The sequence below is a fragment of the Verrucosispora sp. SN26_14.1 genome (genome assembly GCF_004307965.1).
GTDB lineage: Bacteria > Actinomycetota > Actinomycetes > Mycobacteriales > Micromonosporaceae > Micromonospora.
On sequence record NZ_SISL01000110.1, the window covers coordinates 1 to 15,337 of the forward strand.

Here is a 15,337-nt window from a genome sequence, read left to right on the forward strand (position 1 = left end):
TCGCGTGGGTCGCCGGGGTCGCCGCGCTGGCCGTCGCCACCCTCGCCCCGCTGAGCGTCGCGTTGCGCGTCGAGCTCGGTTACGCGGTGGGTTCCCTGGTCGTCGTCGCGGTGATGCTCACCCGGCTGCGTCGGGGCACCGCCACCCCCACCCCACCCGTCGCGGTCCCGGTGTCCGCGAGCACCCCCGGAGGCGTCCGATGAGCCCACCCCGCGTGACCGCGGTGATGCTCGCCTACGGCCCTGAGCCCTGGCTGGTCGAGGCCGCCGAGGCCGTGCTGGCCAGCACCGGCGTCGACATCGACCTGGTCGTGGTGGACAACGGCTGCACCGGCGACGGCATCGACGTGGTCAAGGGCCTGGCCGGAGTCCGGGTGATCCGGCCGGACGAGAACACCGGCTACTCCGGCGGGTGCAACGTCGGCGCGGCCGAGGCCACCGGCGACTGGCTCGCCTTCGTCAACTCCGACGCCGTCGTCGCCCCCGACGCGCTGGGGAAGGTCGTCGCGGTGGCCGCCGAACCGGGTGTCGGCGCGGCGATGGCCTCCATCCGGCTCGCCCACGACCCCGATCTGATCAACACCTCCGGCAACCCGCTGCACTTCACCGGCCTGTCCTGGGCAGGCGGCAACGGCGAACCCGCGAGCGCGCACGCCCGGCGCACGGTCGTGCCGTCGCTGAGCGGCTGCTGTTTCGTGATCGGCCGGTCCCGCTGGAGCGAGCTGGGCGGCTTCCCCACCGAGTACTTCGCCTACCACGAGGACACCGAACTCAGCCTGCGGCTGTGGCAGCGCGGCCTGCGGTTGGAGTACGTGCCGGACGCCGTGGTGCGGCACCACTACGAGTTCTCCCGCAACGACCTCAAGCTCTACCTGGTCGAACGCAACCGGCTGTTGACCCTGCTCACCGCCTACCAGGGCCGCACCCTGGCGTTGCTGGCGCCGATGCTGCTGCTCACCGAGGTCGCCATGCTGGCCGCCGCGCTCGCCGGTGGCTGGTCCCGGCAGAAGACGCGCGGCTGGGGCTGGCTGTGGCGCCACCGCGACTGGGTACGCGCCCGCCGACGCCGGTTGCAGTCGGAACGCACCGTCGGGGACGGGGCGATCGCCGACCTGATGACCGCCCGGGTGGCCCCCTCGAACGTGGCCGCTCCCCCCGGGATGGGTGTCTTCAACGCCCTCGCCGCCGCCTGGTGGGCGCTGGTGCGGCCGTTGCTCGCGCGTCGCTGAGCCCCGCCCGACGACGGTCGCGGTCGGGGACTCCGGAAACGGCACGGCGCCCGACAGTCGGAACTGTCGGGCGCCGGAGAACTCCTGGTTCGGGTACGACGTCAGGCGTCGGGCTTGTCGCCCGGCTTGTCCTCCAGGTCCGCCGAGCCGGCCGAGGTGGTCGGCTTGTGCGCCTCCTCGGTCGGCGTGGTCGGGGTCTCCGCCCGGTCGCCCTCCGCCGCCGCCTCGCCCTCCGCGCCGCCGTCGAGCAGCCCGGTCAGCGCCGCACCGGTGATCCGCCGGAAGGTACGCCCCACCCGGTTGCGGTCCAGGACCGCCACCTCCAGTTGGTCGGCGGCGATCGTCCGGGCGGCACCGCCCTCGCCTCCGACGCTGCCCAGCGCCTGCACCGCCACCTTGACCGCCTCGCCGAGCGACATGTCCGGCCGGTGGTTCGACTTGAGCACCCCGGAGATGGCGTCGGACTGCCCGCCCATCGCCATCCGGCCCGGCTCGTCGGTCACCGAACCGTCGTAGGTGAGGCGGTAGAGCGAGTCGTCCTCCGGGGTGGCACCCACCTCGGCGACGCAGATCTCCACCTCGAACGGCTTGGACTGCTCGGTGAAGATCGTGCCCAGGATCTGCGCGAACGTGTTGGCCAGTGCCAGGCCGGTGACGTCACGCCGGTCGTAGCTCAACCCGTTGAGGTCGGCCATCCGCACCCCGGCCCGGCGCAGGTTCTCGAACTCGTTGTAGCGACCGACAGCCGCGAAGCCGATCCGGTCGTAGATCTCGCCGACCTTGTGCAGGGTGCTGGAGAGGTTCTCCGCGACGAAGAGCACCCCACCGGCGTAGCTCAGGACCACCGCGCTGCGTCCCCGGGCGATGCCCTTGCGGGCCAGCTCGGAACGGTCGCGCATGATCTGTTCGGGCGAGGCGTAGAACTGCATGGCCACGGCGGCGGCTCTCCTTCGGGCGCTGTGCTGGGGGAACTGCGTTCAGGTGGGGGCGGGGACCGGCTCAGCCGCCCGGATTCTCCATCCGACCGGCGACCACACTCTCGCCGAGCGCCGCCGTCTCCGCGTCGGTCAACCGGTACGTCCCCTCCGCCGTCGCGGTCATCACCACCGGGAAGATCCGCCGGGTCAGGTCGGGGCCACCGGTCGCGGTGTCGTCGTCGGCGGCGTCGTAGAGCGCCTCCACCGCCAGCCGGACCGCGTCGTCGACGGAGATCCCGGGCCGGAACCGCTTCTTCAACGCCGACCGGGCGAACAGCGAACCCGAGCCGATCGCGTCGTAGCCGGTCTCCTCGTAGGGGCCACCGGTCACGTCGAAGCTGAAGATCCGCCCGGCCCGCGCCGGGTCCTTCGCCGCGAGGTCGAAGCCGGCGAACAGCGGGATCACGGCCAGCCCCTGCATCGCCGCACCGAGGTTGCCCCGGATCATCGCGGCGAGCCGGTTGGCCTTGCCGTCGAGCGAGAGCATCGCGCCCTCGATCTTCTCGTAGTGCTCCAGCTCGACCTGGAACAGCCGCATCAGCTCGATGCCGATGCCTGCCGTCCCGGCGATCCCCACCAGCGAGTACGCGTCGGCGGGGTGCACCTTCTCGATGTCGCGCTGCGCGATCAGGTTGCCCATGGTGGCCCGCCGGTCGCCGGCCATCACCACACCGCCGTCGGCGACGATGGCGACGATCGTGGTGGCGTGCGGGGCCAGGTCGGCGGCCATGCCCGGCGGCAGCGGCCGGCGGCCGGGCAGCAACTCGGGGGCCACCTTGCTCAGGAACGTGGTGAAGGAGGACGTCCCCGCGTTGGTGAACACATCTGGTAGACGCCCGGATGGATCAAAGCCCGCTGCCACGTGGTTCCTCTCAGGTACGTGATGGCCCTGGCCAGCCTCGTAGGACTGTCACGGAACTGGCCAGGACCACCGTTGCAGTTGAAGCAGATTATCCCGCGCACCCACCCGGTGCGATGATCGTGGTCCACAAGTTCCGGATCGGGTTCACCACGGACCGCGCCGCCGTCGCGGCACCGCCGGAGAAAAGGGCATAAGCCCTATTCTCCGCCCTTCTGCACGTAACCTCGGACGAATTCCTCGGCGTTCTCCTCCAGGACGGAGTCGATCTCGTCGAGCAGGTCGTCGACGTCCTCGGTGATCTCGGCGTGTCGCTCGGCGACCTCCGGGTTCGCCTCGGTGGTGACGTCCTCGACCTCTTCACCCTGACGGGACTTGCCCGTCTGCGACTGACCGCCGCTGTCACGAGTGGCCACTGTTGCCTCCTCCACGATCGCCTGCGATGAACTTACCTCGCGGGAGCGACGAAACGCCCGTCGCGCGCCGGTAGGTACTCAGCCTCCGGTCAGGGTCTCCAGCAGATCCTTCGCGCTGGCGCAGCGGTCGAAGAGTGCGCCGACGTGCCGCCTGGTGCCGCGCTCCGGCTCCATCATCGGCACCCGGACCAGCGACTCCCGCCCGACGTCGAATATCACCGAGTCCCAACTGGCGGCGACCACCTCGGAGGCGTACTGCGCCAGGCAGCGGCCCCGGAAGTAGGCGCGGGTGTCCTCCGGCGGCTCGGTCATCGCGGCCTGCGTCTCGGCATCGGGCAGCAGCGTCTTCATCGCCCCCCGGGAGACCAGGCGGTGGTAGAGCCCCTTCTCCGGGCGGACGTCGGAGTACTGCAGGTCGACCAGTTGGAGCTTGTGCGAGCCCCACCCGAGCTTCTCCCGGTCCCGGTAGCCCTCCAGCAACCGCAGCTTCGCCACCCAGTCCAGCTCGTCGGCGCAGAGCATGACGTCGCGGCCGAGCCGGTCCAGCACGTTCTCCCACCGGTCCAGCACGTCGGTGGTCTGCTCGTCGACGTCGCTGCCGTACCGGTCCTCCACGAAGGCGCGTACCCGCTCCAGGTACGCCCACTGGACGTCCAACGCGGTCAGCCGTCGGCCGTCGCGCATGCGCATCCGGTGGGTCAGCGACGGGTCGTGACTGACCGCGCGGAGTTCACCGACCGGGTCGGCGATGCCGAGGTCCGGGCCGAGCGCCTTCTCCTCGATCATGGTGAGGATCAGCGCGGCGGTACCCACCTTGAGGTAGGTGGAGATCTCCGACAGGTTGGCGTCGCCGATGATGACGTGCAGGCGGCGGTACTTGTCGGCGTCGGCGTGCGGCTCGTCCCGGGTGTTGATGATCGGACGCTTGAGCGTGGTCTCCAGCCCCACCTCGACCTCGAAGAAGTCGGCCCGCTGCGAGATCTGGAAGCCGCTCTGCCCGCCGTCCTGGCCGATGCCGACGCGACCGGCGCCGCAGACGATCTGCCGGGTCACGAAGAACGGGGTCAGGTACGCCACGATGTCGGCGAAGGCGGTCTGCCGGCGCATGAGGTAGTTCTCGTGCGCGCCGTAGCTGGCACCCTTGTTGTCGGTGTTGTTCTTGTAGAGGTGGATCGGCGCGCTGCCCGGGATGGTGGCCGCGCGGCGGGCCGCCTCCGCCATCACCCGCTCCCCCGCCTTGTCCCAGCGCACCAGGTCCCGGGGGTTGGTCACCTCGGGGGTGGAGTACTCCGGGTGGGCGTGGTCGACGTAGAGCCGGGCCCCGTTGGTGAGTATGACGTTCGCCAGCCCGAGGTCGTCGTCGGCGAGCGCCTCGGCCGGGTCGTACGCGGCTCCGGAGTAGGTGAAGCCGCGGGCGTCCCGCAGCGGCGACTCCTCCTCGTAGTCCCACCGGGCCCGACCGCCCCGGTTGAGTTCCGGGCGGGCGCCGTAGGCGTTCACCACCTGGGAGGAGGTGACCATCGGGTTGGCTCCGGCCTGACCGGGCACGGAGATGCCGTACTCGACCTCGGTGCCCATGATCCGTCTTACGCTCATCGACCTACCCGCTTCGCTTGCCCGACCGGTCCCCCGTCACGTCGAGCGTAGTCGCCGCTCGGGCAGGCGGGGGCCTGCCGGGGTGCTCGGAACGTCGCGGGTCGCACCGGTCAGTCCCCGGGCCGCTCGACGATCATGGACTCGATGGTGACCCGCTCGCGTATCTCGGGCAGCGAACGCAGCAGTCTCCTGGCCCGGGACTCGGCACCGGTGTCGGTGGCGACCAGGCGGATCTCGCCGGGCGTCGCGTGCAGCATCTGCCAGGTCCGACCCGGCTCGATGAAGAGCAGGCTGTAGGTGGCGGCCTCGGTCTGCGCGGTGGTGCCCTGCAACGTCGAGACGCAGATGTTCTCCAGATAGGAGTCGTACGTGCCACGGTCGAGCACGAGCGTGGTCACTCCGTCGACGGCCGGATAGCGGCGGACCACCTCGTCGCAGACCACCGCCGCCCGTGCCGGCGCAGTGACCTCCATGTGCACCCAGCGCTGCGCCCACGTCTGCGGCTCGACCACGAGCAGGCTCCGCTGCCAGCCGGTGACACCGCCGAACAACACGACGGTGGCGGCGACCGCGACGGCGGTGACCCCGGCGACGGCGGTACGTGCCGGACGCCCCCGACGCGGCACGGGCAGCAGACGGATCGCGGCGGCTATGCCGACGATGAGGAAGGCGGTCGTGAGGTGGGCGGCCTTGTTGAAGTAGTAGCCGATCTCGCCGCCGAGGACGAGGCTGACCAGGCCGATCCCCGCCGTGAAGAGGGTGCTGGCCAGCAGCACGAACAGCCAGCGCCGCCAGGTGGGGTCGGTGCGTTCGACGCGCAGGGCGAGACCGAGCAGGGCCGGCACGACGATGGCACCGAGAATGCCGAAGGCCAGCCAGGTCTCGGTGAGGTCCGGCCCGACGGTGGCGGTGAGCGACTCGGTCTGGTTGGCCCGGAGCACGCCGAGCAGGATCGGTATCGGGGCCAGCACGAAGGTGGCCAGACCCACCACCCGGGCGGTGTGGCGGACCCGGAGCACCTCGCGGCGACGGACGAGCAGCGAACCGACCACGAGCAGCACGGCCGGGGGCAGGAACAGGTAGTAGACGTATCCGATGCCGACGACCAGGGCGCCGAGCAGCAGCAGGTGCTCGCGGGAGGCGGTGAGAGGCCGGGCGACGAGGACGGCCAGCACGACGGCGAGGGTCAGCCCGAGCGTCTCGGTGGGGTAGCCGGACCACAGCATCCGGGGTAGCTGGCTGCCGAGGACGAGGGCGCCGACGACGACGGTGAGCAGTCCCCGGGTCAGCGGGTGCAGTGGACCGGGCAGCCGCTGGGCGGCCCAGAGCATGGTGAGCACCAGCAGGCCGAATCCGGCGACGTTCCACCACAGGAAGGGCTCCGCCAGCGCGGCGGCGTCGGCGGTGCTGCCGGGCGGCACGAGATGGCCGTTGAGCAGGGCGACGATCAGGTGCCACCCCTGCGGGTAGTAGACCAGCAGGCTGACCAGGTGGTCGCGGATCGCGTCCGCGTCGGTGAAGGCGTACCCGCCGTGCCGGCCGATGACGTCGACCAGGGTGAGGTGACGCAGGTAGTCCTCGCCCCGGGTGAAGACGGTGAGCCGGCCGACGAGGTCGCCGGCGCGCAGCAGTGGCTGGGCGAGGTACCAGACGATCGCGGCGGTGCCGACGACCGGGAACAGGTCGGCCCAGGCGGGACGCGGCAGGGTGGGGCGTCGGCCGCTGGCCAGCGCGGCCAGCACGAGGACGGTCAGGGCGGTGCCGGCCAACGGCACCGGCGCCATCCCCCAGGGCCAGGTGGTGAAGAACAGGCCCGCGACGGTGGTGAGGCAGACCAGCAGGACGGTGGCGAGCAGCAGCCGGTCGAGCAGGGTACGCCCGCCGCGCAGCAGGCTCGCGGTGGTGAGCAGCACCACCGGGGGCAGGAGCCAGGAGGCGTCGACAGCGGCCACGGCGAGCGGCAGGAGCCAGGCCGTGGCGAGGGCGACGAGGGCGAGGAGGAACCGCCGCCGGTACGGCGACGCGGAGCTCGCGGTCGGGGCGACCGGTGGGGCGAGCGCGCTCTGGTCGATGGACACGCGCATCCTTCACCAATAGGGATGGAAGGGAAAGATCAACAGTCTAGCGACACATCCCGGCCGGCACACCTCGGGCCGGTGTGTCCACCGCCATCCCCGGATACGCGGCGGGGCCCGTGACGCGTCGCGTCACGGGCCCCGGTGGCGCGACCGGTCAGAGGTACTGGCCGGTGTTGCTCGCGGTCTCGATGGAACGGCCGGCTTCGGCGCCCTTGCCGCCGGAGACGAGCGTACGGATGTAGACGATCCGTTCGCCCTTCTTGCCGGAGATGCGGGCCCAGTCGTCGGGGTTGGTGGTGTTGGGCAGGTCCTCGTTCTCGCGGAACTCGTCGACGCAGGCGTCGAGCAGGTGCTGCAGGCGGAGTCCCTTGCGACCGGAGGTGAGGAACTCCTTGATGGCCATCTTCTTGCCGCGATCCACGATGTTCTGGATCATGGCACCGGAGTTGAAGTCCTTGAAGTACAGGACTTCCTTGTCGCCGTTGGCGTAGGTGACCTCGAGGAAGCGGTTCTCCTCGGTCTCCGAGTACATCCGCAGGACCACCGCGTCGATCATCGCCGCGACGGTGGCCTTGGCGTCCTGACCGTGCTCGGCCAGGTCGTCCGCGGAGAGCGGCAGGCCGGAGAGGATGTACTTGGAGAAGATGTCCTTGGCCGCCTCGGCGTCCGGACGCTCGATCTTGATCTTCACGTCGAGCCGACCCGGCCGCAGGATCGCCGGGTCGATCATGTCCTCCCGGTTGGAGGCACCGATGACGATGACGTTCTCCAGGCCCTCGACACCGTCGATCTCGCTGAGGAGCTGCGGGACGATGGTGTTCTCCACGTCGGAGGAGACACCCGAGCCTCGGGTCCGGAAGATCGAGTCCATCTCGTCGAAGAAGACGATCACCGGAGTGCCCTCGCCGGCCTTCTCCCGCGCCCGCTGGAAGATCAGCCGGATGTGCCGCTCGGTCTCGCCGACGTACTTGTTGAGCAGCTCAGGACCCTTGATGTTGAGGAAGAAGCTGGTGTGCTTCTCCTCACCCCGCCGCTCGGCGATCTTCTTCGCCAACGAGTTGGCGACCGCCTTCGCGATGAGCGTCTTGCCACAGCCGGGCGGACCGTAGAGCAGGATGCCCTTCGGCGGCCGGAGCTGGTGCTCGCGGAACAGGTCGGCGTGCAGGAACGGGAGTTCCACCGCGTCCCTGATCTGCTCGATCTGGGAGTGCAGGCCGCCGATGTCGGTGTAGTCGACGTCCGGCACCTCCTCCAGGACCAGTTCCTCGACCTCGCTCTTGGGGATCCGCTCGTACGCGTACGCCGAGCGGGGCTCGATCATGAGCGAGTCGCCGGCCCGGATCGCGCTGCCGATCAGGGTCTCGGCCAGGTGCACGATCCGCTCCTCGTCGGAGTGCGAGACCACCAACGCCCGGTCACCCGGTACGCCGTCGGGGCCCGCCAGCACCTCCTTGAGCATGACCACCTCGCCGACCCGCTCGAACCCGAACGCGTCGACGATGTTGAGTGCGTCGTTGAGCAGGACCTCCTGGCCGCGCCGCAGCTCACCCACGTCGAGCGAGGGTGAGACGGCCACGCGGAGCTTGCGCCCGCCGGTGAAGACGTCGACCGTGCCGTCCTCGTGTCGGGCCAGGAAGACGCCGTAGCCACTGGGGGGCTGGGCGAGACGGTCGATCTCCTCTTTGAGCGTCACGATCTGCGCGCGAGCCTCTTTCAAGGTGCCCACGAGCCGTTCGTTGTTCTCGGTCAGCCGCGCCAACTGCGCCTGGGTGGCCGCCAGCCGCTCTTCGAGCTGCCGGACGTGTCGGGGGCTTTCGGTCAACTTGCGCCGCACGAGAGCGAGTTCCTCTTGCAGGAACGCGACCTGCGTGGAGAGATCGTGGGCCTCCTTCTCCCACCGTGCGGCGCGCGAGTCCGCGTCGTCGCTGCGTGCCACGTCCCACCTCCCCGGGGGGCTCGAACGTTCTGCCCTAACACTAGCCGCTATGAGCCCGATTCGGTCCTCCGCAACGCGCTCGTCACCGAAGCTTGATCGCCAAGGGTGGGTAGCTGGGCGGGTACGGGCATTCGGGTACCGTCGTGGCGTGGGACGGGAGAACATGGGGGGTGCACCGATGGTCGAGGTCGCGACCGACCAACTGCAGGTCTGGGTGGACCAGGACCTGTGTACGGGTGACGGGCTGTGCGTGCAGTACGCGCCGGACGTCTTCGAGTTCGACGTCGACGGTCTGGCCTACGTCAAGGGCCCCGACGGCGAGCTCCAGCAGGCCCCGGGCGCCCGGGTGGACGTGCCGGAGCACCTGCGCCTCGAGGTGATCGACTCGGCGAAGGAGTGCCCGGGCGAGTGCATCCACGTCGTACGCGGCAGCGACGGCGTCGAGGTGGCCGGCCCGGAGGCCGAGGACTGACCGGCCCGCGTACGCCGGGCCCGATCGACCGCCCGGGGGTACGCGGGTCGACGGTGGCCGCCCGAGCACGGCGATTACGGTCGGTCATCCGACTGTCACGGAAACCGCCGATCGGTCCGCCGCTACAGCAACGGGCGGCCGACCACCGAAGCGACCAGCCGGGCGAACTCCTCCAGTCGGGCGATCTGCCCGGCACCGCCGTCGTCGAGCGTCTTGCCGAACCGCAGCGCGTCGTGTCGGGGCCCACCGGCGGCCTCCTCGCTGGGCGGTGACTCGTCCAGCGAGGTCAGCAGCAGATAGACGTCGATGCTGTCGACCCGGATCTCGCCGTTGTCGTGACGGAACAGCCGGCGCCGGCATCCCACCTCGGTGACCGAGGAGACCGGGACGACCCGCAGCGACGAGGTCATCGAGCCGGGCGGGCCCTCCCCCGGCGGCACGTCCTCGCCGTGCCAGAGCACCAGCCGGCTGCCGTCGCAGACGACGACCTCCTGCCACACCCCGTTGACCTCGTTGACGAAGCGTTCCAGCGTGAAGCCGAGCACCGAGGCGCCGCGCAGCACGCCGCCGAGCGCCTCCAGGGCGACGTCGGGGTCCCGCAGGTAGGCGCGGGCCGCCGACTCGAGGTCGGTGTAGGGGGACCAGTCCGGGAAGACCGCCGGCAGGTCGCCACCGCCGAAACCGGGACGGCTCATGCCGTCACCCCACCCCGCCGGCCCGGGCCGGCAGCATCGGCCCCCGTCGGCCCGCGTCGAGGATCAGCCCGTTCACTCCGCGCCGCCCCAATCCGCCGTCACGGCCTGTCCGTCTCCTGCGTCGTGTCGGGTTCGGCACCGGTCGGCGCCAGCCGGGCCGCCTCCTCCGCCGCGCGCAGTGCCTGGCGCCGTTGCGCGTACGCCTCACTGCCCTTGCTGGGCTTGCGCCGCCGAGGCGGGGCCGTGACTCCGGGGGCGAGCTTACGCGCGGAGACGAGGAACGCCGTGTGGGCGATCATCCGGTGGTCCGGCCGGACCGCCAGCCCCTCGGCGTGCCAGTCCCGCACCAGTGACTCCCAGGCGCGCGGCTCGGTCCAGCCACCCCGCTCGCGCAGCGCCTCGACCAGTTCGGACAGCTGCGGGGTGGTGGCCACGTACCCGATGAACACACCGCCGGGCAGCAGCGCCCGCTCGATCATGTCGAGGTTCTCCCACGGGGTCAGCATGTCCAGGATGATCCGGTCGAAGCCGGTCTCCGGGCATCCCGCCACGTCGCCGACGTGCAGGTGCCACGCGGGGTGCGGCCCGTTGAAGAACGCCTCGACGTTGCGCCGCGCGATCTGGGCGAAGTCGTCCCGCACCTCGTACGAGTGCAGCTCACCGGAGGTGCCCACGGCCCGCAGCAGCGAGCAGCTCAGCGCGCCGGAGCCGGCGCCGGCCTCCAGGACCTTCGCGCCCGGGAAGATGTCGCCCATGGCGACGATCTGCGCCGAGTCCTTGGGGTAGATCACCTGGGCGCCGCGCGGCATCGACAGCACGTAGTCCGAGAGCAGCGGACGCAGCGCCAGGAAGGCCGTGCCCCCGCCGGAGGTGCTGACCACGCTGCCGTCGGGCAGACCGATCAGCGCGTCGTGCGCGAGGATGCCCCGGTGGGTGTGGAACTCCTTGCCCGGCTCCAGGGTGACGGTGTGCATCCGGCCCTTCGGGTCGGTCAGCTGCACCCGGTCACCGGGACGGAACGGCCCACGGTGCACGGGCGGCTCCGCGGAATCGGCGGGCGGTTCGGTGCCCGGGGTGGCCGGGCCGGCGGAGTGGGTCACGGTCACGTGTTCATCTTCCGGTGAGGTTCGAGCAGTCGCGCCAGATCCGCGATGTGCAGAATGCCGACGACATCTTCGCCTGCCGTCACGAGGTACTGCGCGGCCGGGTGGGCCTGCACCCGCTCCAGCACCTGTTCCCCGTCGGTGTCGGCCGGCAGGGTGGGCAGGTCACCGAGGGAACGCGCCACCGCGTCGACGGCGATCCAGGGGCGGCGGGCCTCCGGCACGGCCGCCCCGGCGGCCGTGCCGACGTCCTCGATGGTCGCGGCGGGCACCGAGACGACGACATCCTCCGGACACTGGGGGGAGGCGGACACGACGACGGACATGAGAACTCCAGTGCTGGTCAGAGCAGGAAACCGGCGGGGAACGGGTCGGTGGGGTCGAGGAGGTACTGGGCGGTGCCGGTGATCCAGGCGCGGCCGGTGACCGTCGGGATCACGGCCGGTCGGCCCGCCACGGTGGCGCGGTCGAGCAGCCGGCCGACGAAGCGGCTGCCGATCAGCGACTCGTTGACGAAGTCGGCGCCGAGCGCCAACTCGCCCCGGGCGTGCAGTTGGGCCATCCGGGCCGAGGTGCCGGTGCCGCAGGGCGATCGGTCGAACCACCCGGGGTGGATGGCCATCGCGTGCCGCGAGTGCCGGGCGTCGGACCCGGGGGCAGCGAGGTAGACGTGGTGGCAGCCGGCGATCGTCGGGTCCTCGGGGTGCGCCGGCCGGAGTTGGTCGGTGACGGCGTCCATGATGGCCAGACCGGCGTCGAGCATCCGCTGCCGGGTCTGTGGGTCGGTCGGCGTGAAGGCGATCCCGAGCCGGTCGAGGTCGACGACGGCGTAGAAGTTGCCGCCGAAGGCGAGGTCCAGGGTGACCGGGCCGTACCCGGGCACGTCGACCGTGGCGTCCAGGTCCGACACGAAGGCGGGCACGTTGCGCAGGGTCACCGACTCGGCGTGCCCGTCGCGGACCGCCACGTCGACCGTCACCAGCCCGGCCGGGGTGTCCAGCCGGATCACGGTGGTCGGCTCGGTGACGGTGACCATGCCGGTCTCCACCAGCACGGTGGCCACCCCGATGGTGCCGTGCCCGCACATCGGCAGGCAGCCGCTGACCTCGATGAAGAGGACGCCCCAGTCGGCGTCGGGCCGGGTGGGCGGTTGCAGGATCGCCCCGCTCATCGCGGCGTGCCCGCGTGGCTCGCACATGAGCAGGGTGCGGAGGTGGTCGAGATGGGCGACGAAGTGCCGGCGCCGTTGTGCCATCGAGTCGCCGGGGATCACACCGATGCCGCCGGTGACCACCCGGGTCGGCATGCCCTCGGTGTGCGAGTCGACCGCGTGGAACACCCGCGTGCTGCGCATCGTCCTACCGCCCTTCCCGTCACCGGCCGCCGGCCGCCACCGCCTTCTCGGTGGCCTCCCGGACGAGGCGCTCGTGGTCCGCCGTGAGGGGCACCCGGGGCGGGCGGCAGGGCCCACCGTAGCGTCCGACGACGTCCATCGAGAGCTTGATCGCCTGCACGAACTCGGTCCGCGAGTCCCAGCGCAGCAGCGGGTGCAGCGCGCGGTAGAGCGGCAGCGCGGTGGCCAGGTCGCCGTCGGCCGCCGCGTCGAAGAGCCGGACGCAGGCCCGGGGCAGCGCGTTGACGTACCCGGCGATCCAGCCGGGCGCGCCGGCCACCGCGAGTTCCAGGGTGACGTCGTCGGCCCCGGCGATGAGGTCGAGACCGGGTGCCGCCTCGGCGATCCGGTAGGCGCGGCGGACGTCGCCGGTGAACTCCTTGACGCCGACGATCAGGCCCTCGCCGTGCAGGCGGGCGAGCAGCTCCGGGGTGAGGTCGACCTTGGTGTCGATGGGGTTGTTGTACGCCACCACCGGCACGCCGACCTTGGCGACCTCGCGGTAGTGCGCGACCACGGCCCGCTCGTCGGCCCGGTAGGCGTTCGGCGGCAGCAGCATCACCGCCGCGCAGCCGGCCTCGGCGGCATCCTCGGCCCACCGCCGCGCCTCGATCGCGCCGTACGCGGAGATGCCGGGCATCACGGTGAAGCCGTCGGGTGCGGCGTCGACCGCGACCCGGACCAGCGTGCTGCGCTCCTCGGGGGTGAGGGTCTGGTACTCGCCGAGCGAGCCGTTCGGCACGACCCCGTCGCAGCCCTCGTCGGCGAGCCAACGGACATGCTCGGCGTACCGGTCGACGTCGACCGCGAGTCGGTCGTCGAGCGGCACCGTGGTGGCCACCAGTACGCCGTGCCATGGTCTCGACCGAGCGGGCATCGGGTGCTCCTTATTCCGTGGCGGCCAGTACAATGTCACACACTACAACGGCGTCCCGCCGCCCTCCAGCCCCCGACGTCGGAGGTGCCATGCCTGCGCCCCGCCACCCCGCCGCCCCGCCACCCCACTGCCCCGCCGGGCCCTGTGGCACCGCTGCGCCCGGCCGACCGGGCCGGTGCTCGCGTGCGTAGCGGGGCGGTGGATCTGGTCGTGGTGGGGGCGGGCATCGTCGGCGCGGCCTGCGCCCACGAGGCGATCCGGGCGGGCCTGTCGGTGACCGTCGTCGACAGTGGACCGATCGTCGGCGGCACCACCGGGGCGGGCGAGGGGAACATCCTCGTCTCCGACAAGGAACCCGGCCCGGAACTCGACCTCGCGCTGCACTCGCACCGGCAGTGGCGCGCCCTGGCCGACCTGCCGGTGCGCGACACGACCTTCGGTGACCTGGTGGAGATGGAGGCCAAGGGCGGACTGGTGGTCGCCACCGACGGGGCGTCGCTGGACGGTCTGGCCCGGCTCGCCACGCGGCAACGTGACCTCGGCGTCGAGGCGGTCGCGGTCGACCGGGACCGGCTGCACGCACACGAACCGCACCTGGGCGACGACCTCACCGGCGGCTACCGGTACCCGCAGGACATGCAGGTGCAGCCGATGCTCGCCGCCGCCCACCTGCTGCGACTGGCCCGCCGGGGCGGCGCCACCGTGCTGCCGCACGAGCCGGTCACCGACCTGCTCCGGGACGGACCACGGGTGGTCGGCGTACGGACTCCGCGACGCGACATCCCCGCCGCCGCCGTCCTCAACGCCGCCGGCACCTGGGCCGGTCAGGTCGCCGCACTGGCCGGTGTCGTGCTGCCGATCGCGCCCCGACGCGGCTACATCCTGGTGACCGAGCCGCTCCCGGCGCTCATCCGGCACAAGGTGTACCTCGCCGACTACGTCGCCGACGTGGCCAGCGACTCGGCCGCGCTGCGGACCTCCACGGTGGTGGAGGGCACCCGGGCGGGCACCGTGCTCATCGGCGCCAGCCGGGAACGCGTCGGCTTCGACCGGAGCCTCTCCGTCCCGGCCCTGCGGCAGCTCGCCGCCGGTGCGGTACGCCTCTTCCCGGTGCTGCGCGACGTGGCGGTGATCCGCGCGTACCGGGGATTCCGGCCGTACTGCCCCGACCACCTGCCGGTGATCGGCCCGGACCCCCGGGCCCCCGGGCTGCACCACGCGTGCGGCCACGAGGGCGCCGGCATCGGCCTGGCACCGGGCACCGCGCGTCTCGTCACGCAGAGCCTGCTCGGCACGCCGCCCGAGATGGACCTGACCCCGTTCCGCCCGGACCGGTTCGACCCGGAGGTGCCCCGGTGATCCACCCCGACGAGTTCGAGATCCTCCTCGACGGCACGCCGGTGCCCTGTCGCGACGGCTGGACCGTCGGCGCCGCCCTCACCGCCGCCGGGGTGCTGTCCTGGCGGGACACCCGCGTCGGCGGGCGACCCCGGGGGCTGTTCTGCGGCATCGGAATCTGTTTCGACTGCCTGGTGACCGTCAACGGACAACCGTCGCTGCGGGCCTGCCTGGTGCCCGCCACACCCGGCGACGACGTCCGCACCCAGCAGGGCACCGGGCGATGACCGGCGTACGCGTGGACGTGGCGGTCGTCGGTGCCGGGCCGGCGGGACTGGCCGCCGCGCTCGCCTCGGCGGAGGCCGGCGC

15 protein-coding genes and 2 pseudogenes are annotated in these 15,337 nt (G+C 71.7%); 5 read left to right on the top strand and 12 right to left on the bottom strand.

What is annotated here, in order from left to right:
- A pseudogene (locus tag EYA84_RS12850) lies at positions 1-203 on the top strand (polysaccharide biosynthesis protein); the annotation flags it as partial.
- On the top strand, positions 200-1,228 hold the full coding sequence (locus EYA84_RS12855) for a glycosyltransferase family 2 protein (RefSeq protein ID WP_131053276.1): 1,029 nt from the start codon (positions 200-202) through the stop codon (positions 1,226-1,228). The pseudogene EYA84_RS12850 and the gene EYA84_RS12855, both read left to right, overlap by 4 nt.
- A 101-nt stretch (positions 1,229-1,329) precedes the next feature.
- Here the strand turns inward: EYA84_RS12855 and prcA are convergent, their stop codons facing one another.
- The 7 genes from prcA to arc all read right to left on the bottom strand — a co-directional run bounded on the left by prcA (position 1,330) and on the right by arc (position 9,090).
- Positions 1,330-2,163 carry a proteasome subunit alpha gene (prcA, locus tag EYA84_RS12860; RefSeq protein WP_131053277.1) on the bottom strand — a complete coding sequence of 278 codons (834 nt, stop codon included), beginning with the start codon at positions 2,161-2,163 and terminating at the stop codon, positions 1,330-1,332.
- Positions 2,164-2,227: 64 nt separating this feature from the next.
- Positions 2,228-3,067 carry a proteasome subunit beta gene (gene prcB / locus EYA84_RS12865; protein ID WP_131053278.1) on the bottom strand — a complete coding sequence of 280 codons (840 nt, stop codon included), beginning with the start codon at positions 3,065-3,067 and terminating at the stop codon, positions 2,228-2,230.
- Positions 2,986-3,195, bottom strand: coding sequence for an endonuclease domain-containing protein (locus EYA84_RS12870; RefSeq protein ID WP_343232769.1), 210 nt, complete (start codon positions 3,193-3,195; stop codon positions 2,986-2,988). The genes prcB and EYA84_RS12870 overlap by 82 nt, the downstream gene beginning before the upstream one ends.
- Positions 3,196-3,264: 69 nt before the next feature.
- A complete protein-coding gene (locus tag EYA84_RS12875) occupies positions 3,265-3,480 on the bottom strand; it encodes a ubiquitin-like protein Pup (RefSeq protein ID WP_131053279.1) in 216 nt (71 codons plus the stop codon).
- 78 nt (positions 3,481-3,558) lie between these two features.
- Positions 3,559-5,076, bottom strand: coding sequence for a depupylase/deamidase Dop (dop, locus tag EYA84_RS12880; RefSeq protein WP_131053280.1), 1,518 nt, complete (start codon positions 5,074-5,076; stop codon positions 3,559-3,561).
- A 110-nt stretch (positions 5,077-5,186) separates the two neighbouring features.
- Complete coding sequence (locus EYA84_RS12885; RefSeq protein WP_131053281.1) at positions 5,187-7,154, bottom strand: hypothetical protein; 1,968 nt, start codon at positions 7,152-7,154, stop codon at positions 5,187-5,189.
- A gap of 154 nt (positions 7,155-7,308) precedes the next feature.
- Positions 7,309-9,090 (bottom strand): proteasome ATPase, encoded by a 1,782-nt coding sequence (gene arc / locus EYA84_RS12890; RefSeq protein WP_131053282.1) that lies wholly within the window; start codon positions 9,088-9,090, stop codon positions 7,309-7,311.
- Positions 9,091-9,268: 178 nt separating this feature from the next.
- Between arc and EYA84_RS12895 the strand changes: the two genes are divergently transcribed.
- Complete coding sequence (locus EYA84_RS12895) at positions 9,269-9,562, top strand: ferredoxin (protein ID WP_131053287.1); 294 nt, start codon at positions 9,269-9,271, stop codon at positions 9,560-9,562.
- Positions 9,563-9,684: 122 nt separating this feature from the next.
- On the opposite strand, the gene EYA84_RS12900 is transcribed toward EYA84_RS12895, so the two are convergent.
- The 5 genes and pseudogenes from EYA84_RS12900 to EYA84_RS12920 form a co-directional block, all read right to left on the bottom strand.
- Positions 9,685-10,257 (bottom strand): hypothetical protein, encoded by a 573-nt coding sequence (locus EYA84_RS12900; protein WP_117227855.1) that lies wholly within the window; start codon positions 10,255-10,257, stop codon positions 9,685-9,687.
- Positions 10,258-10,355: 98 nt separating this feature from the next.
- Positions 10,356-11,363, bottom strand: coding sequence for a tRNA (adenine-N1)-methyltransferase (locus EYA84_RS12905; RefSeq protein ID WP_394347567.1), 1,008 nt, complete (start codon positions 11,361-11,363; stop codon positions 10,356-10,358).
- Positions 11,360-11,590: pseudogene (locus tag EYA84_RS12910) on the bottom strand (peptidase M50); the annotation flags it as partial. The gene EYA84_RS12905 and the pseudogene EYA84_RS12910, both read right to left, overlap by 4 nt.
- A gap of 113 nt (positions 11,591-11,703) precedes the next feature.
- Positions 11,704-12,714: a proline racemase family protein gene (locus EYA84_RS12915; protein WP_131053283.1), complete on the bottom strand. Its 1,011-nt coding sequence runs from the start codon at positions 12,712-12,714 to the stop codon at positions 11,704-11,706.
- A gap of 19 nt (positions 12,715-12,733) precedes the next feature.
- On the bottom strand, positions 12,734-13,630 hold the full coding sequence (locus EYA84_RS12920) for a dihydrodipicolinate synthase family protein (RefSeq protein ID WP_131053284.1): 897 nt from the start codon (positions 13,628-13,630) through the stop codon (positions 12,734-12,736).
- A 183-nt stretch (positions 13,631-13,813) separates the two neighbouring features.
- Here EYA84_RS12920 and EYA84_RS12925 point away from each other — a divergent pair, with 183 nt between their 5' ends.
- Positions 13,814-14,989 carry an FAD-binding oxidoreductase gene (locus tag EYA84_RS12925; RefSeq protein ID WP_236145738.1) on the top strand — a complete coding sequence of 392 codons (1,176 nt, stop codon included), beginning with the start codon at positions 13,814-13,816 and terminating at the stop codon, positions 14,987-14,989.
- Positions 14,986-15,255, top strand: coding sequence for a (2Fe-2S)-binding protein (locus tag EYA84_RS12930; protein WP_131053286.1), 270 nt, complete (start codon positions 14,986-14,988; stop codon positions 15,253-15,255). Before EYA84_RS12925 ends, EYA84_RS12930 begins: the two co-directional genes overlap by 4 nt.
- Positions 15,256-15,337 lie beyond the last annotated feature (82 nt).

Excerpts from the sequence above, each read along its gene's own strand:
- EYA84_RS12855 (WP_131053276.1), top strand. The coding sequence starts at position 200 with ATGAGCCCACCCCGCGTGACCGCGGTGATGCTCGCCTACGGCCCTGAG.
- dop (WP_131053280.1), bottom strand. The coding sequence starts at position 5,076 with ATGAGCGTAAGACGGATCATGGGCACCGAGGTCGAGTACGGCATCTCC.
- EYA84_RS12895 (WP_131053287.1), top strand. The coding sequence starts at position 9,269 with ATGGTCGAGGTCGCGACCGACCAACTGCAGGTCTGGGTGGACCAGGAC.
- EYA84_RS12900 (WP_117227855.1), bottom strand. The coding sequence starts at position 10,257 with ATGAGCCGTCCCGGTTTCGGCGGTGGCGACCTGCCGGCGGTCTTCCCG.
- EYA84_RS12915 (WP_131053283.1), bottom strand. The coding sequence starts at position 12,714 with ATGCGCAGCACGCGGGTGTTCCACGCGGTCGACTCGCACACCGAGGGC.
- EYA84_RS12920 (WP_131053284.1), bottom strand. The coding sequence starts at position 13,630 with ATGCCCGCTCGGTCGAGACCATGGCACGGCGTACTGGTGGCCACCACG.